Origin of the sequence: Sulfuriferula plumbiphila (assembly GCF_009938015.1) — a bacterium.
GTDB lineage: Bacteria > Pseudomonadota > Gammaproteobacteria > Burkholderiales > Sulfuriferulaceae > Sulfuriferula > Sulfuriferula plumbiphila.
This window is the reverse complement of sequence record NZ_AP021884.1, coordinates 2,896,834-2,918,239: the sequence shown is the minus strand read 5'-3', so window position 1 is coordinate 2,918,239 and position 21,406 is coordinate 2,896,834. Positions and strand designations below refer to the sequence as shown.

Genomic DNA, 21,406 nt, shown 5'->3' with positions numbered 1-21,406 from the left:
TGGCTTTTAAGACAGTATGCGTTGCGTCAAATCAACCACGCGCGACACTTCGGCCAGGCTGGTCTTGCCTTCCAGCACACGGCTGATACCGTCTACGGCCAGGCTGCGATAGCCGCGCATCAGGGCGGCGTTGAGGATTTCGCGGTGGGTGGCGCGGCGCGCGACCAGGTCGTCGAGTTCGCTATCCATGCGTAGCAGCTCCATTAATGCCATGCGTCCGCGATAGCCTTTGCCATTGCATGCCGGGCAGCCCACGGCCCGATAGACGGGGCGGCGGTCAGTGGCCTGCCAGTCCAGCAACTTTTGTTCGTCGGCGTCGGGAGTGTAAGCCGCGCGGCAGTGCGGGCACAGCACGCGCACCAGGCGCTGCGCCACCACGCCGATGATATTGCCGGCCATGATGTCGGGCACGATGCCGATGTCCAGCAGGCGCGGAAATGCGCCCAGCGCGGAGTTGGTATGCAGCGTGGTGAACACCTGGTGGCCGGTCATGGCGGCGCGGAACGCCATCTCCGCGGTGTCGCGGTCGCGGATCTCGCCCACCAGGATGATGTCCGGGTCTTGCCGCATGATGGAACGGATGCCGTTGGCAAAATCCAGCTTGAGGGTTTCATTGACCGAACTCTGGCGCATCAGGGTGACCGGGTATTCCACCGGGTCTTCCAGGGTCATGATATTCACCGTCTCGTTATTGAGATGGGTGAGCAGCGAATACAGGGTGGTGGTTTTGCCCGAGCCGGTCGGGCCGGTGATGATGAGGATGCCTTCCGGGCGCGCCATCATGCGCTGTAGCGCGGTGTGGGTGTCCGTTGGCAGGTCCATGTTGGCCAGCGGAATAATGGATTTTTCCCGGTCCAGCACGCGCAGCACAATGTTCTCGCCGTGGATGGTGGGCTGGCTGGAAACCCGGAAATCAATCGGCCGCCCATGCAGGGTGAGCGACAGGCGCCCGTCCTGCGGGGCGCGGTTCTCGGCGATGTTCATGCCGGAGATGACCTTGAGACGCACCGCGATGCCCGGCCAGTAGCTCTTGTGCAGCGAGCGCACCTGCTCCAGCACGCCGTCGATGCGGTAGCGGATGCGCAGGAACGCATGCTCCGGCTCGAAGTGGATGTCCGATGCGCCGCGCTTGACCGCGTCCACCAGCAGCGAGCCGACCAGCCGCACCACCGGCTGGGTGTATTCCTCGGTGTCCATGGCGAGACTCTGGTAGTCCACCTCGCCGGTTTCGATTTCGCGCAGGATGCCGTCCACCGACAGCTCGAAACCGTAGAAGTTATCGATCGCCTCCAGCAGCTGCGCTTCGCCCGACAGTACCGTGTCCACCTCGACACCCGCGCCCAGCAGCGCCCGCAGGTGATCCAGCGCCACCACGTTGAACATGTCGGTAATGGCGACCACCAGCACCTGGCGCTGCGCATCAAAGGCTATGGGCAGCAGGTGATGGCGGCGCGCGAAATCTTCCGATATCAGCTTGAGCGCTTCCGGGTCGGCCACCACGTTGGCGAGATCCAGGCTGGTCTGGCCGATGGTGTGGGCGAGCTGGTCGCGGATCACGGCTTCGGTGATGAAACCGAGTTTGACCAGCAGGCGTCCGAGCGGGAGGTTGGTGTGTTGCTGTTCCTTGAGCGCGATGCGCAGCTGGTCCAGGGTAATCAGCCCCTGCTGTACCAGCATTTCACCCAGACGCAGGGTTTTACGTGCTTCCACCAAGCTTATTCCTGCCGCGCTTTGAGTTGGTCGATACGCGCTTCCAGGCGTAGCGGGTCAAACTGCACGTTGCCCGGTTGCATCAGATCGCGCGCTTTCTGATAGTAATTGAGCGCGGCCCTGCTCTGGCTGATGTGTTCCAGGCTCACCGCCAGGTTGTAGGCGTAATCGGCATTGGCGGCGTTCTTTTGATACGCCTCGAAGTATGCCTGCTCGGCATCCGGCCAGCGGTTCTGTCCGGCATACAGATTGCCCAGCGCAAAATACAGCTGGGATGAAGGTTGACTGGCGATCAGTGATTTCAGGCGCGTCTCGGAAGCGTTCGGATCGGCGTCGCCCATCATGCCGATCAAGGCGCTGTTGGCGGTGCTGTTGCGCGGGTCAAGCTCCAGCACGCGCTGGTAATGCCGGGCCGCCGCAGGGGTGTCGTTGTCGCGCAGGGCGATGGCGGCCAGGCCGAGCTGCACATCCACATTGCGCTCGCCGTCAGGTATTTGCAGATACAGGTTGCGCGCCTCGCGCGTGTGCCCGGCCTGGTATGCCTGATAGGCGGCCTCCAGTTGCGGGTTGATGTGCGTTGTGGCGGTCTGCATGGAAAACGGGAGCGCGCTGCGTGTTTCGCGCCTGCCCGGCTGAGTGCGCGCACGCCTGGGCGGCGGCGCTTCGCGTATCAACTCGCCACTACCCCACTGCGGTGTCGGGTCGGCTTGAACCGGGGGGGGCGGGAGGGCGGCAGGCGCATCCGGCACGGCGCTGTTGATTTCAGGCAAGGGGGGGCCGGATTCTTGGCTGGGGACGGCAGCGAGTTGGGCGGGCGCGGCCGCAGGGGGAGCGGCTGCGGGCGCAGCGCTGTGCGGGGTGGGGGTAACCACCAGCGCTGCCGGCGTACGGGTTTGCCAGTACACGAATACGCCGTAAATCAACATGAACAAGGCAGCCACTACTGCCACTGCCGGCACCAGCCAACGCTGGCCAGAGAGCCAAGGCGTGTACCAGGCAGCGCGTGCTGTGCTGCGCTTGAATGGCGCTGCGCCATCCCAGCTGGTATAGGCTGTGCCGTCAGGTGCGGAACCGCTGATCGGTTCGAGCGACAGCGAATCGGCCAGCGTGGCGGACGGATTGCGCGCGCCGGCGGCGGACTTGTCGCCGGCCTGTTTCAATGCCTTGAGCAGCAGGCTCACTGTGGATCTCCGGCGGCGTCTGCGCCGTTATGCCATTGTTCAGGGGCAGCATTGGCGCGCGGCAGGTAGCGTTTATAGAACTTGAGTTCATCGCTGTCCAGCGAGGGGTTGGTAATGACCGTCGGGCGCAGGAAAATCACCAGCTCGGTTTTCTGCACATTGTGTTCGTGCTGGCCGAAGATTGCGCCGAAACCTTGCGGTCGCGACAGCACCGGGATACCGTCGCGGGCACGATCACTGTCATCCTGCATCAGCCCACCGAGGATCACGGTCTGGCCGCTGCCGACCTGCAATACCGATTCCATTTCGCGTACCTGGATCACCGGGATTTTGTTTGGTGTACTAACAGGCAGTCCGGGATTGGGGTCGCTCACATCGCCGATCTTGCGCGAGATGGTGGGGCGCACATCCAGCGTGACCATGCCGCTTTCGGAAATCTGCGGTGTCAGGCTCATCACCAGACCCACCGGTACCGTTTTGGCCGTGGTGGTGAAGGTGGTTGGCTGCAGCGGCGTGCCGGTCGAGGACAGGGTGCCTTGCTGGGCTTGCACGGTGAAATAGACCAGGTTATCCACTACCTTGAGCAGTGCAGTCTGGTTGTTAAGCGCCATCAGCTTGGGGCTGGATAGCACCCGCAGATTGCCGAAAGACTCCAGCAGGTTGAGGGTGGCGGTCAGGTTTCGATCCCTGTAACCGATGTTGAAAAACGGCAACAGGGAATTCGCCAGATTGGTGGTGGCAGCCGGCATGGTATTGAAAAAAATCCCCTTGCTACCGTTTGCCAATCGAGACCAGTCGATACCCGCGCGGTATTGATCCTTGAGGCTGACCTCGACGATGGTGGCTTCGATCAGCACCTGGCGCTGTGAGGACTGGCTTACTCCGTCCAGATATTGCTGCACCACTTGTTGCTGGCGCTCATTGCCCAGTACGCTGACGGTACCGGCGACCGGGTTGACGATCACTTCGTTTTTGCTGTCCTGCAACAGCGATGAGGAGGTATTGCCGAAAGCTTCCCTATACAGGGTGGGTGCGGCTGCACCGGCCCGCGCCACGGCTTGCGCCTGCTCCAGCCGGTCGGCGCGGGCATTGCGCTCCGCATCGAGGCGGGCGGATTTGTCCTCGGCACGCTGGGTAGAGGCGCGGGTGGAAGTCAGGATGGCGCGCACGTTTTCCGTCAGCACCTCCCAGAAATTGTTGTTGGATTGGCTGTCCACGGTAGTGGATGAACTGTTGCCGCCCTGAGCGCTGCCGCTCGCCGCCGCACCGACGGCGCCGCTGCCGGTGCTGGCAATCTGCGCGGCCACGCCGATGCTGGAGCTGGTGTTGCGCGACAGGTTGACGTAGTTGACCTTGTAGGTTTTCAGATACGGCGTATCCGGCATGATGGACAGGGTGTCGCCCTCCATCCGGTAGCGGATGCTGGCCTGCCGCGCAATGCGTTCGAGGATGGCAGGCAGCGGTTCGTTAACGGCGTTAAGCGTGACGTTGCCGGTGATGCCGGTGCCGATATCGATATTTTTTTTAGTATCGCGCGCCAGTGAAAACAGCAGGTCTTTCACCGGTACGTTGTCCACCACGATGGTGTAAGTGGGCACCTGGGTCTCGGCCCTGGGCGACGGCAGGTAGGGGATGGTCTTGACCAGCGGCGGGATGTCGGCAAGCCTGGTGGCGGGCTGTGACGATTGCTGGATGTGCCCTTGCGACGGCTGGATCATGGCAGCGGGCACGCAACCCGCCAGCAGGGGGACGGCAAGCATTGGCAGCCACATCCGTCCCACGGTATTCGTTGTCTTGCGCGGACCTTCCTGCACTGGTATCCCTCTCATCCGGCTCTTTCCAGAAATGGTATCACGACTGTTCGCCAACTTGTTGAATTTGACGGGTTTCATTGCGTATCCCACCGACTGTTCTCAGGTAGGGATGACGCTTGCGCACAGCTTCCGGCAGGGCCAATAACGCCCGGTTGGCAGTTTGTCGAGTAGGGTAGCTTCCATAAATAACGGTCCAACTGGGATGGCCTTGAGCCTGAGTGCGGAAAATCCGCAACTGATCCGGCGCCAAACCCCCACCTTCGCCTCTGAGATAAGCCGCGAATTCGCTCGGACTGTTGAGCAGGGAAAGCTGGATGGTGCGGGTATCCGCCGGTTGCTGCATCAGCCAGGTGCGGGTGGCGGCGAGGCGCTGCTGGAATGGATCGGCGGATAGCGGCGCAACGGGGTCTGGTGCTGCGGCGCTCGCACGGCCTGGCAGACCAGCCGCTGGCCTGGTTTGGGTCTGCCGCGAGGGCGCAGCAGCGGGTTTCGACCGCCAGTAAAAACTGGCCAGCACGGCGACCATCACGCCCATGGCGATGACAGGTAACAGCCAGCGTTGCGGTTTGTTCGCGTCATCGTTGAACGCGCTGTCGCGCAGGGCGATGCGGATGTGGCGTGGCTGGATAGTGCGGGTGTTGTCGGTGTAGGCGGCAAGCAGGCTTTTGTCGGCCAGGATATTGACGCGCCGGGTCAGGCCGCGCGATGCACGGGCGATGCTGCGCACCGCGCGCCGGTCAAACAGGTCGGGTCCGCGATAGCCTGCGGTGGTGAGGCGGAACGCCAGGTAAGCGCGGATAGCGTCGGGCGTGAGCGGCGCCAGGGTAATTGCCGTGGTAATGCGCTCGCGCAACTGGCGGATGCGCGGGTCGGCGAGTTTTGCGTCGAGCTCGGGCTGACCGAACAGGACAATCTGCAGCAGCTTTTCGCGTTCTGTTTCCAGATTGGACAGCAGGCGAATTTCTTCCAGCGTGTCCAGCGTCATGCCCTGCGCTTCTTCGACAAACATGACGACCTGCTTGCCCGCATCGTGACGCGCCAGCAGGTAGTCGTTAAGCGTGCGCAGGTGTCCGGCGCGGCTGGCGTCTGCCGGGCGTACCAGTTCCAGTTCGGCGAGGATGGACGGCAGCACGTCCTCCGGTTTGACATTGGGGTTGGCGAGGTAAACGGTTTCGATGTGGTCGGGTAAATGCTGCTCCAGCATCCAGCACAGCATGGTCTTGCCGCTGCCCACCTCGCCGGTGACCTTGATGATGCCTTCACCCTGGCGGATGGCATATGCCAGTCCCTGCAGAATCGCGCCGCGTTCCCCGCCGGAAAAGAAAAACCCCGTGTCCGGCGTGATGCGGAACGGGGCTTCTTTCAGGCCAAAGAATTCGTGGTACATGGGGGCGGGCTGTCCTTGAAAACTTTAGCCACGGAGGACACAGAGAGCGCAGAGAAAACCACGACATTATGCATCCCTACCGTTCTCCGTGCTCTCCGTTCCCTCCGTGGCGGTTTTGAATCGGCGATTTCACGCTTCGTTAGTATACGTCTGCATCCGGCTGTACAGCGTGGTGCGGTTGATGCCGAGGATTTTTGCCGCCTGCGAGAGGTTGCCGTGGGTGAGGTTGAGCGCGGCCTCGACGTAGCTTTTTTCCCACTGTTTCATGGTCTGGTCGAGACTGAAATTGGCCAGGGTCTGCAGGTGCCTGCGCGCGGTATCGTAGAGTGCCTTGCCGTCATTCGGCAGCGGAATTTCCGACGGGAAGGCAGTGTCGGTATCCAGTTCGGTTTCCAGTTGTTCCGCAGTCACATTTTGCCCGGCACACTTGGTGGTGAGACGAATGACGATGTTGCGCAGCTCGCGCACGTTGCCGGGGAAGTGGTAATCCTCCCACATCTGGCGGGCGCGGTTATCCAGCGCGAATGGTTTGACGCGTGCCTCGCGTGCGTAGAATTCGCGGAAGTGTTCGAGCAGACGTACCTTGTCCTCGCCCAGTTCGCGCAATGGCGGCACCGCGATGCCAAACACCGAGAGGCGGTGATAGAGGTCGGCACGGAAGCGCCCGGCCTTGATTTCCTGGCGCAGGTCGCGGTTGGTGGCGGTCACCACGCGCGCATTGGAAAAGCGCGACTGGGTTTCGCCGACGCGCTGGAATTCGCCATTTTCCAGCACGCGCAGCAGCTTGGCCTGCAGCTCCAGCGGCAGCTCGCCGATTTCGTCGAGGAACAGCGTGCCGTCGCAGGCGTCCTCGAAATAACCGGCGCGGTTGCTGGTGGCACCGGTGAATGCGCCCTTGCAGTAGCCGAACAGGGTGGGCTCGACCAGGGTGGGCGAGATCGCTGCACAGTTGAGCGCCAGGTAGGGCTTTTTGGTACGGCCGGAGAGCTTGTGCAGGCTGGCGGCGACCAGTTCCTTGCCGCTGCCGGATTCGCCCTCTATCAGTACCGGGAATGGCGCGTTGGCGTATTGGGTGATCTGCTGGCGCAGGCGGTCGAGGTTGAAACTGGTACCGACGATGAGGTTTTCCGCAGCCGGGGCCTCGGTTTCCGCGCTGCGCTCCACATCCTGGATCAGCAACGCGTTGAACAGCAGTGATTTGATCTGCGCCGGCTCACACGGTTTGCCGACGAAATCAATCGCCCCCAGGGCGCGTGCGTGGCGGGCGTTGGTTTCGTCATTCTGTCCGGACAGCACCAATATCTTGATGCCGGGCGAGTAGCCGAGCAGCTCGCTGATGAGATGGAAGCCTTCGTCCGGCTTGTGCGGCAGCGGCGGCAGGCCGAGATCCACCAGGGCGAGCTGCGGCGGTGTGTCGAGTTGGGTCAGCAGGCTTTTGACCTGGCTGCGCGAATCCGCCACGAATACTTCAAAATCCCTGGACAACACGAAATTGAGCGTATCGGTGATGAGCGGGTCGTCATCCACGATCAACAGACTGGGTTTGGCGCTAATGCCTTGTAAGCTCACGTTGGTCCCCTCTTTTGCATTATTGGCATTCTGTCCTGATTGTGCCAGATTGCCAGCCGTGCGGGTAGCGCTCCGTGCGCGGACTGCCCTGCGTGTGGTGTGGTAGTATTTACGCCAGTTTGCGCGTATTTGCGCGCGCATGGGCTCTATTAATCCTGGCAAGGCATTATGAAAGATTTTATCGCGTTACTGGTGGAACAAAGCCGACTGCAGAGCGTTGCAATTAACCCCGCACTGGATGATGCGCTCACCCATCTCGATCATGCGCTGGCAGGGCTGTGTGCGGCAGTGCAAGTGGAATACCGGGGGCCTTATGTGGGTGTGGAAACACCGCTGGCACATCAGATGGTGGTGCGCCGGCACGAGTGGAAGATTCACCAGCCAGCCTGGAGCATGAAAATATGCGTGGCCGCCCCCGCGGCAAACTGCCGCGCAGAATGGCCTGTCCAGGGCGTGGGCCGGCTCCGCAAGGCGCTGGTGGTGAAGGCGTTGCCGGCATTTTTTGCGGGGTTTGCCGAAGCCATCAAGCAGGCGGGCAAACAGGATAGCAGCGCTGGCCTGCGCGTGCTGGAACTGTCGCGGCGTTTTAATCTTTAATAGTTAGCTCCTGTGGACATGCGCCGCATCCCGTTGGTTGGCAAGCTGCTTCCCGCTGCGGGAGAAGCGCTGGCTGTGCCGGTCAGGGATGACCCGGCAAGTTATAGCGCGCATGAAATCTGTGAGTCCATCGAACAACTGATCGAGACGCTGCTATCGGCACGCAAAAAGAACCTGGACTGGCAGCGTCACAGCATTGACAGCCTGCACCGTCAGGACAATTTCTCTGCGCCATTCATGACGCGGTTGACGCAGCATTACCTGGCGTTGCCGCCGTTCGTTTCCAGTGTGAGCGGGCGCTTCCTGGCGGCCATCAGCGGCTACTGGGAAGAGATGAGCGCAATTCATCTGCAGTGCGTGACTTACCTGCTGGGCCATCCTGAATCCAGACTGGGTGCCTTGTTGCCCTTGCTCATCCAGCGCGCGCTTTACCACCATGCCATGCAGATGAAATGGCGGTGGTTGCGCTACCAGCTTATCCCGTCCTGTTTCTGGGCGCGCTTGCACAGACTCTACGCAGTCGCCGAAAAGCACGAGTTTGCCCGCGTGCCGTTGCCGTTGCCGGGCATGGAGCGTGCTGATAGCTGCTGCGAAACACTGTATCTGCGCCCGCAGATGCTGCACAGCCTGCGCCCGGATACGCTACTGCCGTGCGAGATCGAACAGGTGGATGAGTGGATAGTGCGCTGGAGCAAGAGCGTCTTGCTGGAACCCATGCTGCTATCCGGAAAACACCGTTACGGTGTCAACCTGAAAGGCGCCAGTCCGCCCAGGCCGCTGGCGATGCTGAACGAGCCCGGCAGCTATCGCTATTGGGGTCCCGGACTGATGCTGGCCGCCCTGCATGCCGAACATGATGAAGCGGATGCGGGCGCGCATGCTGGCTGGCGCCAGGCGCTGTGGCGCAGGGTAGTGAATGACTGGTCAGGTATCCCGCCCCTGCGCCATCATCCGCGCCAGATGATCGGCAAGCAGACCGAGCTGTTTCTCGGGTTCAACGAAATCCATACCCGGATTGATCACCACCCGTCACGGCGGGCGCACGACTTGCCGTATTGGCGACGTTGCCGGGTACGCGACGAGAGTGCGGAGGGCCTGGGCCTGGCGCTGAATACGTCGGATGGCGTGCCGGTGGCGATCAACAGCCTGATCGGGATTAACTCTGGACGTCATTTTCTGGTGGGCGTGGTGTGCCGCATCCGCCGGCATGAGTCGGGCTGGACCGAGATCGGCATTCGCCGCCTGGCGGCAAATGCGGTGCCGGTCAAGCTGGAAAGCGTCAATGTAAATTTGGCCGGGCAGGTGGTGGACGCGCTGTATTTGTCCATGGCAGGCGCATTCGGGCAGCGTCGCTGTGTGTTGATACCCGCCAGAATCAGTTGGCAGGACGGCCAGTGGCAGCTATTGTGCAAAGGCCGGCGTCACTTGATCCGCCTGCGTGCGCCGCTCAAGGCCACCGAGGATTATGTATTGGCGGATTTTGACGGGCTGGCGCAGTCGGAGGCAATTGCATCATGACCGCTTTCGCGCCACTGGAATTCGTTGCCGGCAGCCAGGCTGTCCAGGCCAGCGTGATTTGGCTGCATGGGCTGGGCGCGGACGGACATGACTTCGCGCCGGTGGTGCAGGCGCTGGATCTGCCCGGGGTGCGTTTCATATTGCCCCATGCGCCCACGCGCCCGGTGACCATCAATGGTGGCCATGTGATGCCGGCCTGGTATGACATCCGCAGCACCGGGCTGGATGCGGACGAGGATGCAGCAGGACTGGCCCAATCCAGTCGGGTGGTCGAAGACCTGGTCGCGCACGAGCTGGCACGCGGCGTTGCATCAGCGCGGATTATCGTCGCCGGATTTTCCCAGGGCGGCGCGCTGGCGCTGTATGCGGGGCTTGCGCCGGGACGGGTGCTGGGGGGGATCATGGTGTTGTCCGCTTATCTGCCGCTGATGGCAGGCTTTAATGAGTGGTGTGCTGCTGGCACCCATACCATCCCGGTATTCATGGCGCACGGGGTGCAGGATAGGGTGGTGCCGTTACAACTTGCCGAACGCAGCCGGCAAAAGCTGGTGGCTTGCGGCTTTGACGTGGAATGGCAGATATATCCGATGGCGCACAGTGTGTGCGAGGAAGAAATCGACGCTATCCGCGGGTGGCTGATCCGGGTATTGCAGTTGCATGTCTAGGCGCCGGGTTCAGCCACGGCAACATCCGCTGCCACGCGCATCCAGCCATCGCCTTTTTCGATCACGTCGCGCAGACGAATCGTACCCTTCTGCGCGCCGAAGCTTGCCTGGAAGCTGCGGCCAGAAGCGTATTGCGCAGCTTCCAGAAGCAATTCGCCCGGGCCGCTGGCGGGCAACGTGGTAAAAATTACCGGCACCGGTGGCGTTGCGTCAGTCGTCTCCACGCCGCCCACGGCATAACCCTGTAATGCGTTGACTGATTGAGGGCGTAGCAGCAGCATCTGCGGCTTGTGGCTGAGCACTTCGATACCGACCTGGAGCAAGCCGTCACCGCCATGCAACAAGCGCCGCATCACGCCGATTTTCCAGGAAGCGTCGCGTTCGACCTTGAGGGCCACCATATTGCCCAGCCGCACCCAGTCGTTGGAATCGCAGCATGACCAGACAGGATATTTTCCAAAGGTGGCTGCCATACTGCCCAGCCGCACCCAGTCGTTGGAATCAGCCGGTACGCAGGCGCCCAGGCCATGCTCGCTTATGTCCTCCATCACCCAGCGCTCATGCGGCGGAATTTTCTCGCCGGGTACAGGTGTGGCGTGGCGGCTGCGCATGCGCGCGCGCGTGGATTCGGTCACGAAACCATACAGCTTCAAGTCAATCATCTCGTCATACTTGAGTTCCGCGTCCATTTCGTGGAGTATGTCGGCGCCGTTGCCGCCCTGTTTCACCAGTGCGCAAATTTCGTTGAAGCCATGTACCACGTCAATGATTTCCTTGGCCGGGGTACGCGGGCTTTTGCGCTGCTCGCGCTTGTCGAGAGGGCCCCATTGGCGTTCCGCGTAGTCGAGTATTTCAAGGCAGTCCGGCAGGCGGCAATCTTCACCCAGGCCCAATAGTGCGGGTGACTCCCCATTCTGCAGTGCGCTGCGGGTCAGCTGTATTTTTTCATGCAGCCTGGCGGTCGTCAGGAAACGGCAGGACGCTGAAAATTCCGTGTTGCGGATGCGGCGTGCACCCACGCCCTCCGACAACGCCACATACAGCGTATGGGAATCGGGGTTGAATTGCGACGCGTGTCCGATCAGATGTGACCACTCGCAGAGCCATCGATCCGCCATTTCGATTTGTTTCGGATGCAGCGTGCTGGCGTCAAGTTGACCCAGCAACAGGGCGCGGTTGTATTGATCCATGCAGCGTGTGGTTCTGCCGTTCTGTGGATACAGGGTGAGCTCGGTTTTACTGAAACCTTCGAATTCGGCCACGCGATACAGGTTGTGCAGTCTCAGCCAGAGCTTGTGTTCCGGTTTCTCGTAGCGGAAATAGTGCCATTTGAAGGCATTCCCGAAATTGTGCACGGTGCGCAGGGTGATCTGCGGCATGGAGGCCCGCAGCGGGTTATCCGCCGGGTTGGCAACGTAGCTCATGATGAAGCCATGATAGGCGTGCGCTACTTCCCGGTAAAACTTGTAAACGGCATGCCACAGGCGGCTTTCCATGACGCGCGACATGCGCGGGTTGCGCAGATATTGCTGGCTCAGCGAAGCTTGCAGTGGGCGCGCATGTTCATCTACCAGCAACAGCACATCCAGGCGCTCCTTGCTGTATTGGGCGTTTTGGGCGTTGAATTCACCGAGCTTGTGCAATACCTGTTCATGCGCTTTAAAGACATTCCCTGCAGGCAGGTCATTTATCCAGCGCGCGATCGTTTTCAGGCTACCCAGCGGATCCGGCTCGGCGCTGTCTTTGCGCAGCATGGACAGAATGTTGAACATGACCATTTGCTCCGGCTAAGTTCCTGTTGGGGTGCTATTTGCCATTCGTTTATAGCAAAATATGTGCCATTCTCCTGCGGTGCCGGGCGCGCTGCCCGCGCACAGAATCCCAAGGGCCGCGGCAGGTGCCTGTCCGGCTGCTGACCAATAGGTCGAAAAGCCGGCTGGTATGCGGGGGTTATGCCCGTTTATTCCAGGCGCTGCGCCACCCAGCCCGCAACGGATTGCAAGGCAGCGGGCAATTGCGCGGGCTCGGTGCCGCCGGCCTGAGCCATGTCCGGGCGCCCGCCACCCTTTCCGCCTACCTGGCTGGCAACAAAGTTGGCTAATTCGCCTGCCTTCACTTTGCTGGTCAGGTCGGCGCTTACGCCGGCAACCAGGGTTACCCGCCCGTCACTGCAACTGCCCAATACCACTGCGCATGATTTGAGCCTGTCCTTGAGCTTGTCCACGGTTTCGCGCAGCGTTTTGACGTCTGCGCCTTCCAGCATCGCGGCAAGCACTTTCGCGTTGCCCACCGCGGTAGCCTGGCTGACGAGGTCATCACCTTGCGCTGCAGCCAGTCTGGATTTGAGACGATCCAGTTCTTTTTCCAGATTTTTGACGTTGTCTACAATCTGCGCGATTTTTTGCTGCAACTCCTGCGGTGGCGCTTTGAGCAGGGCGGCAGCTTCCAGGATTTGCCGCTGCTGCGCCTGTATCATGGCCAGTGCCGCCGGCCCGGTGACGGCTTCGATGCGGCGGATGCCTGCGGCCACGCCGGATTCGGATATGATCTTGAACAGGCCGATATCGCCGCTGCGGCTGACGTGCGTGCCGCCACACAGCTCGGTGGAAAATTCACCCATGCCGATGACGCGTACCTGGTCGCCGTATTTTTCGCCGAACAATGCCATGGCGCCGTGGGCGATGGCTGCATCGTAGTTCATCAATCGGGCTTCGACGATTACATTGCGGCGGATTTCGCGGTTCACCAGGTCTTCGATCTGCTGTAGCTGGGCTGCGCTGACGGCCTCGCTGTGGGCGAAGTCAAAGCGTGTCCTGGCTGCATCCACCAGCGAGCCTTTTTGCGTGACGTGAGTGCCCAGAACCTGGCGCAACGCAGCATGCAGAAGGTGCGTGGCGGAGTGGTTGCAGGCGGCACGGCTGCGGGCGTCAGCATCCACTTGCGCGCTGACGGTATCGCCCAGTTTGAGGCTGCCGGATTGGAGCAGGCCGGTGTGGCCGAACACGTCGGGCTGGATTTTCTGGGTGTCGTCCACCACGAACACGCTGCCGCTGCCGTGCAACTCGCCGCTGTCGCCCACCTGGCCGCCGGATTCGGCGTAGAACGGGGTGCGGTCGAGCACGATGACGGCGGCTTCGCCGGCGGCGATGCTGTGCACCGGGCTGCCGTCCTGGTACAGGGCGAGAATGCGGCTATCCAGGCTCAGCGTGTCGTAGCCACGGAATTCTGTGGGCGGACCGTCGAAGCGCATGCCGGCCTGCATGGTGAATTTGCTGGCGGCGCGCGCGCGCTTGCGCTGCGCTTCCATGGCGGCTTCAAAACCGGCCATGTCTACCGTGAAGCCGCGCTCGCGTCCCACATCGGCGGTCAAATCCAGCGGGAAGCCGTAGGTATCGTAAAGCTTGAACGCGGTGGCGCCGTCGAGTACGTTGGCGCCCGACTGCAGTGCCTGTTCGAGGATGTCCATGCCGTGTTCCAGGGTTTCGGCAAAGCGCTCTTCTTCCTGTTTGAGCACGGCGGTCACGCGTGCCTGGGCGGCGACCAGCTCCGGGTAGGCTGCGCCCATCGCCATGGCCAAGTCGGCCACCAGCAGGTGAAAGAAGGGTTGTTTCTGGCCCAGCTGGTAGCCGTGGCGAATGGCGCGGCGGATGATGCGGCGCAGCACATAGCCGCGCCCCTCGTTGCCGGGGATGATGCCGTCGGTGATGAGGAAGGCGCAGGCGCGAATGTGATCGGCGATGACCTTGAGCGAATTGTCGGTTAAATCTGCGCTGCCGGTAACGCGCGCCGCAGCGTGAATCAATGCCTGGAACAAATCAATTTCATAATTGCTGTGGACGTGCTGCATCACCGCCGAAATACGCTCCAGCCCCATGCCCGTATCCACAGAAGGCCTGGGTAATGGCTGCAAGTTACCCGCCTCGTCGCGGTTGAATTGCATGAATACCAGGTTCCAGATTTCGATGTAGCGGTCGCCGTCTTCATCCGCCGAGCCGGGCGGCCCACCTGCGACTTCGGCACCGTGGTCGTAGAAAATCTCGGTACACGGCCCGCACGGACCGGTGTCGCCCATCTGCCAGAAGTTGTCCGAGCCCCCGCCTGGCTTGTCGCCAATGCGAATGACACGCTCATCCGGCACGCCCATTTCTGCTGTCCAGATGGTGTGCGCTTCGTCGTCGGTGTGGTAGACGGTTATCCATAATTTGTCTTTGGCTATGCCCAGCTCCTGGGTAAGGAATTCCCAGGCGAACTGGATGGCGTTGCGTTTGAAATAATCGCCGAAGCTGAAGTTGCCCAGCATCTCGAAGAAGGTGTGGTGGCGCGCAGTGTAGCCGACGTTTTCCAGGTCGTTATGCTTGCCGCCCGCGCGCACGCAGCGCTGTGAGCTGACCGCCCGCGCGTAGGGCCGGGTTTCGCGGCCGAGGAATACGTCCTTGAATTGCACCATGCCCGCGTTGGTGAACAGCAGGGTGGGGTCGTTGCCCGGCACCAGCGGGCTGGAAGCGACCGGGGTGTGCCCGTGGCGGGCAAAAAAATCGAGGAAGCGCTGACGGATTTCGCTACTTTTCATGGGCTATTTTTCGTGGAGAGACGCAGGATCAGTTGGATCGGCACATTTTAGCCCGGATGCGGCATAAATTCACGTGTAAGCGGTTGAAAACAAAAAAGGCCGCACACGGCGGCCCTTTTTGGAACGCGAAAACTCAGGCGATGCCGGGAGCAATGCCGGGATTTTTGCCGATGCCGACAATTTTCGGCTCATTCAGCTTGCGTGGCTTGACCACCTTGATGTCACGCAAATATTCAGCGACCACATCCCAGATCGGGGTGCCGGATACGCCTTCGCCCACCGGCGCCCAGCCTGCCACCTTGTATTTTTTGCTGGCCATGACCGGCTTGCCTTTCAGGGTCATGTTGCTGATGCGGTTGCCGATCTTGTTGTTGGGCGCAACGGCATACTGGATGCCGCCCACGCGCACCATATCTCCGCCCTGCTGGTAGTATGGGTCGGCGTTGAACAGGTTGTCGCACACGTCCTCCATGATGCTCTTGATGGTTGCGCCGGTCATCTCGGTGAGCGTTGTGGACGGGTAGGTGATGGCGGTCTGGTCCATCAGGTGATCCATGGTGATGACATCTCCCGACAGCAATGTGGTACCCCAGCGGAAGCCGGGCGAGAACGCCGCATCCGCGCCTTTGACCGCCATCAGCGCATCCAGGATGAGCTGGTCGAAGGTGCCGTTGAAATTGCCCCTGCGGTAGAGCAGTTCTTCCGTGACGGCAAGCTTTTCATTGAGCTTGGATGCATAGGGGGCACGCACGTCCTCGATGAGCTTGGCCATTTTGGCATCCGGTTCGAGCAGGTTGGAGAATACCGGCAGCAGGCGGTATTTCCAAGCAGCAATCTTGCCGTTTTTCACGTCAAAGTCCATCACGCCGAGGAACTTGCCGTTGGAACCGGCGTTGGTGACCAGCGTGGTACCCTTGGCATTTTTGACTTGCGTCGGTTGTGGCACGCCATCATGCGTGTGGCCGCCGAAAATGGCGTCAATGCCAGTGACACGCGTGGCCATTTTCAGATCCACGTCCATGCCGTTGTGCGACAACACCACGACAACCTGCGCGCCTTTGGCGCGTGCCTCGTTGACGACTTTCTGCATGTTGTCGTCATTGATGCCGAAGCTCCAGTCCGGCACCATATAGCGCGGGTTGGCGATCGGGGTATACGGGAAGGCCTGGCCGATGATGGCCACCTGTACGCCGTTCATGGTTTTGATCACATAAGGCTTGAACACCGGGTCGCCGAAGTCGTTGGTTTTGATATTCTGGGCAACGAAATCAATGTGCCCCTTGAAATCGTTATCGACAACATGTTTGACGCGCTCGGCGCCATAAGTGAATTCCCAGTGGCCGGTCATCACGTTGACGCCGAGTAGTTTGGCTGCATCCACCATATCCTGGCCGTTAGTCCACAGCGAGGTGGCGGAGCCCTGCCAGGTATCGCCGCCATCCAGCAGCAGCGAGCCGGGACGCGAAGCGCGCACTTTGTCCACCAGGGTTTTCAGATAGGCGAACCCCCCTACCTTGCCGTAGGTGCGGGCGGCGGCAGCGAAATCGAGATAGGTAAAAGCATAGGCCTCGCGCGTACCGGGACGGATGCCGTAATATTTAAGCAGGTATTCACCCACCAGATGCGGCGGCTGGCCGATGGCAGCGCCCACGCCAATATTGACGTCCGGCTCACGGAAGTAAATCGGCAGCAATTGCGCATGGCAATCGGTCATGTGCAGCAGCGATACGTTACCGAATTTGGGCAGGTCGTAAAAGCCGGAAGGCGCGTTTCCGGCCAGTGCCTGTTTGTTGTCAATCGCCATGCCGGAGGCGGCGGCGACGGCAAGTATCTGTAAAAATTCGCGGCGATTCATCATCTCGTGAGTTCCTCAATGCATTGTTGCGGCTGGTTCAGGGGTGCGCCTATTCTAGTGTGCTGGCGGATGAAGTAAATGGTAATAATCATCCAAGCAGGCGCTGATGAATGTTTTTCCGGGCATAAAAAAAGCGAAGCAGGCGCCGGCCGGGCTTCGCTTGGTGATGATGTATCAGTGGTTTATTTGCGGAATACCGAAGCCTTCAGCGGCAAGCCGTTGCTGATGTAGGAATGGAAGTATTCCAGATTGTTGTATTCCTCGCTGCCCGGCGCAAATGGCACCGCACGAACTTGCTTGTTGCAACCGACGTAACGTTCCTGCAGTGTCACCAACTGCTCACCGCCGCGGAACACTGGCCAGTGCGTAGCTTGCCCCACGGCGGGGGAGAGTAATTCGGAGCGCAGGTGGTTGCCGGCGTTGGCCACGTGGCAAGAGGCGCAAGAGAAGTTGAGCTGGCCGCGGCGGCTGTAGAACTGGCTCTTGCCGGCCTCATAGGCGGCAGTGGCGGCAGCGCCCTGCACCTTGATGTTCATCGGCATCCCGTCCGACAGCGTGCGGGCGTAGGCAGTCAATGTGCCCATGGTCTGCATGTCGTTATATTTGAATGCTTCTTCGCCATTTGCGGTGCGGCAGGCATTGATGGCCATCTCGAAGGTGACCACCTTGCCAGCCTTGTCATCGAAGTAGGGATAGTTGCCGGCTACGTTTTTGCCGCCATTGGGAAAGCAGTCGGCGTATTTCTTGCCGTTCTTGAACGGCGTTTCCCACATCTTCTTGCCATGCTCGATCACCGAGCCGAAGGGTGGAAAATCCATGATGCTGTTGTACTGTTCCATGGCATCCGGGTCGAATGCCAGCGCACCATAAATATAGTTTGCGACTTTGATGTCCGGGTATTTGCTGCTGTAAAACTTGAGCAGACTCTGGCGGTCCTGTTCCGGCGTGGCGCTTGCATTCAGTGCGCCAAGCAGGAGTCCAGCCCCGGCCAGAGCCAGCAGGATTTTTTTGCCGTGTGCCTTGGGCGACTGCGCCTGTGGCTCGCGAAACGTCGTTTTCATGCCGTCCTCCGTTTGGTGTTTGTTTGAGTGGCGCCAGGGCGTTTGCCCTGGCAGCTGGTTCAGCCTGGTTGAGACTCAGGCGACCACGCCATCCACTTTATTGGATTCACCCTTGTTATCCTTCCAGCTGACCTCCACCTTGTCGCCGGCTTTGGCACCCTTGACCTTGAATCCCAGGTACGGGTTTTTCGATACGCCGCCGCCCCACTGGGCGTCGAGCACGGGCTTGCCATTAACCGTGGCGTGCACTTCATTAATGAAATGCGCCGGGATCAACTGGCCGGTCTTGGCGTCCTTGCGCAGCCCGGTTTCCATCGGATGATTCATCAACACTTTAATATCGGCCACATCGCCACTGACGGATGCGCGCATTTTCATTGGTTCTGCCATTTTGAATTCCTCTAAGCTAGATATTGAGACACAGATGCCGGACAGGATGCGCGTCAGTTAACCGCCGCAACCACCGATCGTTACCTTCACTTCCTTGGCGGCGGTATACGTCTTGCCACCCGCAGTCACCACGGCACGCACCATGGCCGTCTGTCCCATCTTGATACGGGTGGAAATAAACCCCTCGGCACCGTTGGACAGTTTGAAATCGGTAATCAGGGGCGTAGCATTTTTCTCGGCGAAGATGGCGATGCCCGTGGTACCGGCGATACTGCTGGTCACTTCGACAGGAACCACCGCGCCGTTCTCGGCGATGTCCGGGGCCTTGATGCTGATGGCCTTGCTGTCTGCGGGTGTGGACAAACCCAGATCCTTGATTGCTTCGGGCACGGTCTTTGCGGCAAACGCGCTGCTGTTCCAGGCAGCCAGAACGTTACCGGACTTGAGCAGCCCGGCGGCAGCCGCCATGGCAACTATGCCGGTCGCGCCAGCGCTTTTCAGGATGTTTCTACGCAATGCATTCATTCATTTCTCCTTGGTGATATTTGAGCCTGGATTACAGGCCGTATACGAAATCGGTTACTTTATCAATTTCCTGTTCGGTCAACACCTTGTGTTTGCCGAACGGAATCATCACTGATTGGGGGTTGGCCACAGTGGCATCCCATATCTGGGCGCGCAGCTTGGCCTTGTCCGGGTAGCGCGCGCTCATGGCGATCAGCGGCGGTCCAATGGTGCCGGCGGCTACTGCATCCGGCACGGTAGGCATGGCATGACATGCCAGACAGTTGCCTTTGGTTTTGTCAAAGGCAATGGACTTGCCGGTTTCTTCTTGTTTGGGGGTGTCTGCCGCCACCGCGTAGTTGGCCATAACGAACATGCCGACCATGCTTGCGGTCAAGATTAGTGATGCGCCTGCACGCATGTCATCCTCCTAGTCTAATTTTGTGGGTGCAACTGAATGATTTTCCGGTTCACCGCGACGGCTTTCCGGTCTGCCTATCCAAACTAAGGATGCGGCAAGCATAGTGCAATTTTTTTGCTTGTCCAAGCCCCGGACAGCGTTTTTTTGCAAAATCAGGGCATTCGGTATGTTTGTACCAAACCCGCGTCTGATGAATGTTTCAGGGGGGTGGCTAAGGCTTGGCCGGCTGGTTGAGCGCCACGAGTTCTTTCAGGCGCGCTTCGGCAATGGACATCTGATAGAAGTCACCGTCGCGGCTTTTCAGACCCAGCTTCAACTGCTCGATGGCGGCATCAAGATTGCCTTGACGCACATAGGCTTCAGCCTGGGCATGATGACGCAAAAAATCTTTGCCCTGCATGGCGTAGGCACGTGACTGCAGCTGGTACAGGCGGTAATCGTCCGGATACAGCGCGAGATGATCGGTGACGAGCGCCAGTGCGGCATCGGCTTTGCCTGCCTGCAGCAAGGCATTGGCATCTGCGTAGAGCAGTGGCCGATAACCCGGAAAACGCGCGCGTCCAGCCTGGTAGCGGGCGAGTGCAGTGTTGAGGTCACCCGCCTCCTGTCTGAGCCGTGCACCCAGCATGGCGATCATCGGACTGCTGGCACCCGACTGGTTGAGCCTGTCCAGTTCCTGTTCGGCGCGGTCGAACTGGCGTGTGCGCAGCAGCGCCACGACCAGCCCGTAGCGTTCGGCCGCGAGGCTGTTGTAGCGGGTATCGCGGATGGCTTCAGTGAAACGTCTGACGGCTTCTTCGGGACGCCCTTCGCCTGCCAGCAGTTTGGCGCGTAAGAGTTGGAACTCCAGGCTGTCCGCCACTTGTTTGACCGGCATGCTGGCCGCACGGTTTTGCATATCGGCAATCCGTTCCGAGGTGAGCGGGTGGGTAAGCAGATAGGCCGGTGCGTTGTTTTCATACAGGCGGCTGTTTTTTTGCAGGCGCTCGAAGAAAGTCGCCATGGCGCGCGGGTCAAACCCCGCGCCGCGCATGATTTGCATACCGATGCGGTCTGCTTCGCGTTCGTTAGCGCGGGAAAAATTGAGCTGTTTCTGGATGGACGTGGCCTGTACCGTGGCAATGGCGGCGCTGGCTGCCTGCGGGTTGGAACGCGCGGCGAGTATCGCCACTGCCAGTGCGGCTAGCGACGGCAGTATGCCCTGGTTCCGGCTTTCGATCATGCGCGCCAGGTGGTGCTGCGTGACGTGGGCGATTTCATGGCCGAGCACACCTGCCAGCTCGGATTCGCTTTGTGTTGCTTCGATCAGGCCAGTATGCACGCCGATAAAACCACCCGGCAGGGCGAACGCGTTCAGGGTGTGGTCGCGCAGCACAAAAAACTGAAACGCGAGGCGGTTTTCCGGGCTGGCCGCCACCAGTCGGTAGCCGAGGTTGTTGAGGTAATCAGTGAGTTCAGGGTCGTCGTAATAAGCCGGCTCCGCGTAGATGTCACGCATGATTTCATTGCCCACACGGGCTTCGTCACGCGGCGAAAACGCGCCCTGCGAAACATCGCCGAGATCCGGTAATTCGCTGGCCGCCAGTTGCTGGCTGGCCAGGCACAGAGCCAGGAATAGGGAGGCTGATTTCATGATGCTATGATAACTGCTTCCGTTTTCCAGTTCCTGACTATGAACCAACTCACTCATTTTGATGATCGTGGCCGTGCCCAGATGGTGGATGTGGCCGATAAATCCGACACCCGGCGCGTGGCGGTGGCCGCCGGGCGCATCGTGATGCAGCCCGCCACGCTGAAAATGATCCTTGACGGCAGCGCCAGGAAGGGCGATGTGCTGGGCGTCGCGCGCATCGCCGCGATCGCGGCATCCAAACGTACTGCTGACCTGATCCCGCTGTGCCATCCGCTCGCACTCACCCGCGTGGCGGTTGAGTTTCTGGCGGAGGAGGCGGATTCAGCGATTGAATGCCGCGTGACGGCCGAAACCGTCGGCAAAACCGGGGTGGAGATGGAAGCGCTCACTGCGCTCAGCGTCGGGCTGCTCACCATCTACGATATGTGCAAGGCGGTGGACCGGGGCATGCGCATGGAAGGCCTCCGGCTGCTGGAAAAACAGGGGGGGAAATCCGGTCACTGGCGCGCGCCCTGATGCCGCGTTGCAGGC

At 60.5% G+C, this 21,406-nt stretch carries 17 protein-coding genes; 4 read left to right on the top strand and 13 right to left on the bottom strand.

Going from position 1 to position 21,406, the window contains the following annotated elements; genetic code table 11:
• Positions 1–6: 6 nt before the first annotated feature.
• The 5 genes from GZH91_RS15050 to GZH91_RS15030 form a co-directional block, all read right to left on the bottom strand.
• Positions 7–1,710: a GspE/PulE family protein gene (locus GZH91_RS15050; RefSeq protein ID WP_147070016.1), complete on the bottom strand. Its 1,704-nt coding sequence runs from the start codon at positions 1,708–1,710 to the stop codon at positions 7–9.
• Positions 1,711–1,715: 5 nt separating this feature from the next.
• Positions 1,716–2,891, bottom strand: coding sequence for a tetratricopeptide repeat protein (locus GZH91_RS15045; RefSeq protein ID WP_147070018.1), 1,176 nt, complete (start codon positions 2,889–2,891; stop codon positions 1,716–1,718).
• Positions 2,888–4,720, bottom strand: a complete 1,833-nt coding sequence (locus tag GZH91_RS15040; protein ID WP_223264453.1) for a pilus (MSHA type) biogenesis protein MshL — start codon at positions 4,718–4,720, stop codon at positions 2,888–2,890. The genes GZH91_RS15045 and GZH91_RS15040 overlap by 4 nt, the downstream gene beginning before the upstream one ends.
• Positions 4,721–4,742: 22 nt before the next feature.
• Positions 4,743–6,092, bottom strand: coding sequence for an AAA family ATPase (locus GZH91_RS15035; protein ID WP_147070020.1), 1,350 nt, complete (start codon positions 6,090–6,092; stop codon positions 4,743–4,745).
• 129 nt (positions 6,093–6,221) lie between these two features.
• Entirely contained in the window at positions 6,222–7,661 is a 1,440-nt protein-coding gene (locus GZH91_RS15030) for a sigma-54-dependent transcriptional regulator (protein WP_223264454.1), read from the bottom strand.
• Positions 7,662–7,829: 168 nt separating this feature from the next.
• On the opposite strand from GZH91_RS15030, the gene GZH91_RS15025 reads away from it, so the two are divergent.
• From GZH91_RS15025 to GZH91_RS15015, 3 genes are read left to right on the top strand one after another with little or no spacing between them, the layout of a single operon-like run.
• Entirely contained in the window at positions 7,830–8,258 is a 429-nt protein-coding gene (locus GZH91_RS15025; RefSeq protein ID WP_147070024.1) for a hypothetical protein, read from the top strand.
• A gap of 18 nt (positions 8,259–8,276) precedes the next feature.
• Entirely contained in the window at positions 8,277–9,776 is a 1,500-nt protein-coding gene (locus tag GZH91_RS15020; protein WP_147070027.1) for a hypothetical protein, read from the top strand.
• The gene (locus GZH91_RS15015) at positions 9,773–10,441 is read left to right on the top strand and encodes an alpha/beta hydrolase (protein WP_147070029.1); all 669 of its coding nucleotides are present in this window, start codon (positions 9,773–9,775) and stop codon (positions 10,439–10,441) included. The genes GZH91_RS15020 and GZH91_RS15015 overlap by 4 nt, the downstream gene beginning before the upstream one ends.
• Here GZH91_RS15015 and GZH91_RS15010 read toward each other — a convergent pair.
• From GZH91_RS15010 to GZH91_RS14975, 8 genes are all read right to left on the bottom strand, one after another.
• A complete protein-coding gene (locus GZH91_RS15010; RefSeq protein WP_147070031.1) occupies positions 10,438–12,213 on the bottom strand; it encodes a hypothetical protein in 1,776 nt (591 codons plus the stop codon). The two genes, GZH91_RS15015 and GZH91_RS15010, sit on opposite strands and share 4 nt — an antisense overlap.
• 188 nt (positions 12,214–12,401) lie before the next feature.
• On the bottom strand, positions 12,402–15,011 hold the full coding sequence (gene alaS, locus GZH91_RS15005; RefSeq protein ID WP_147070033.1) for an alanine--tRNA ligase: 2,610 nt from the start codon (positions 15,009–15,011) through the stop codon (positions 12,402–12,404).
• 133 nt (positions 15,012–15,144) lie between these two features.
• Positions 15,145–16,869, bottom strand: coding sequence for a thiosulfohydrolase SoxB (gene soxB / locus GZH91_RS15000; RefSeq protein WP_198415328.1), 1,725 nt, complete (start codon positions 16,867–16,869; stop codon positions 15,145–15,147).
• Between the two features lie 179 nt (positions 16,870–17,048).
• Positions 17,049–17,927 (bottom strand): sulfur oxidation c-type cytochrome SoxA, encoded by an 879-nt coding sequence (gene soxA, locus GZH91_RS14995; RefSeq protein ID WP_147070035.1) that lies wholly within the window; start codon positions 17,925–17,927, stop codon positions 17,049–17,051.
• A gap of 75 nt (positions 17,928–18,002) precedes the next feature.
• Positions 18,003–18,317, bottom strand: a complete 315-nt coding sequence (gene soxZ, locus GZH91_RS14990; RefSeq protein ID WP_147070037.1) for a thiosulfate oxidation carrier complex protein SoxZ — start codon at positions 18,315–18,317, stop codon at positions 18,003–18,005.
• 57 nt (positions 18,318–18,374) lie between these two features.
• Positions 18,375–18,842: a thiosulfate oxidation carrier protein SoxY gene (soxY, locus tag GZH91_RS14985; protein WP_147070039.1), complete on the bottom strand. Its 468-nt coding sequence runs from the start codon at positions 18,840–18,842 to the stop codon at positions 18,375–18,377.
• A gap of 31 nt (positions 18,843–18,873) precedes the next feature.
• A complete protein-coding gene (soxX, locus tag GZH91_RS14980; protein ID WP_371860350.1) occupies positions 18,874–19,206 on the bottom strand; it encodes a sulfur oxidation c-type cytochrome SoxX in 333 nt (110 codons plus the stop codon).
• A gap of 247 nt (positions 19,207–19,453) precedes the next feature.
• Positions 19,454–20,875 carry a M48 family metalloprotease gene (locus tag GZH91_RS14975; protein ID WP_147070043.1) on the bottom strand — a complete coding sequence of 474 codons (1,422 nt, stop codon included), beginning with the start codon at positions 20,873–20,875 and terminating at the stop codon, positions 19,454–19,456.
• 39 nt (positions 20,876–20,914) lie between these two features.
• Here GZH91_RS14975 and moaC point away from each other — a divergent pair, with 39 nt between their 5' ends.
• A complete protein-coding gene (gene moaC / locus GZH91_RS14970) occupies positions 20,915–21,391 on the top strand; it encodes a cyclic pyranopterin monophosphate synthase MoaC (protein WP_147070045.1) in 477 nt (158 codons plus the stop codon).
• Positions 21,392–21,406: the final 15 nt, after the last annotated feature.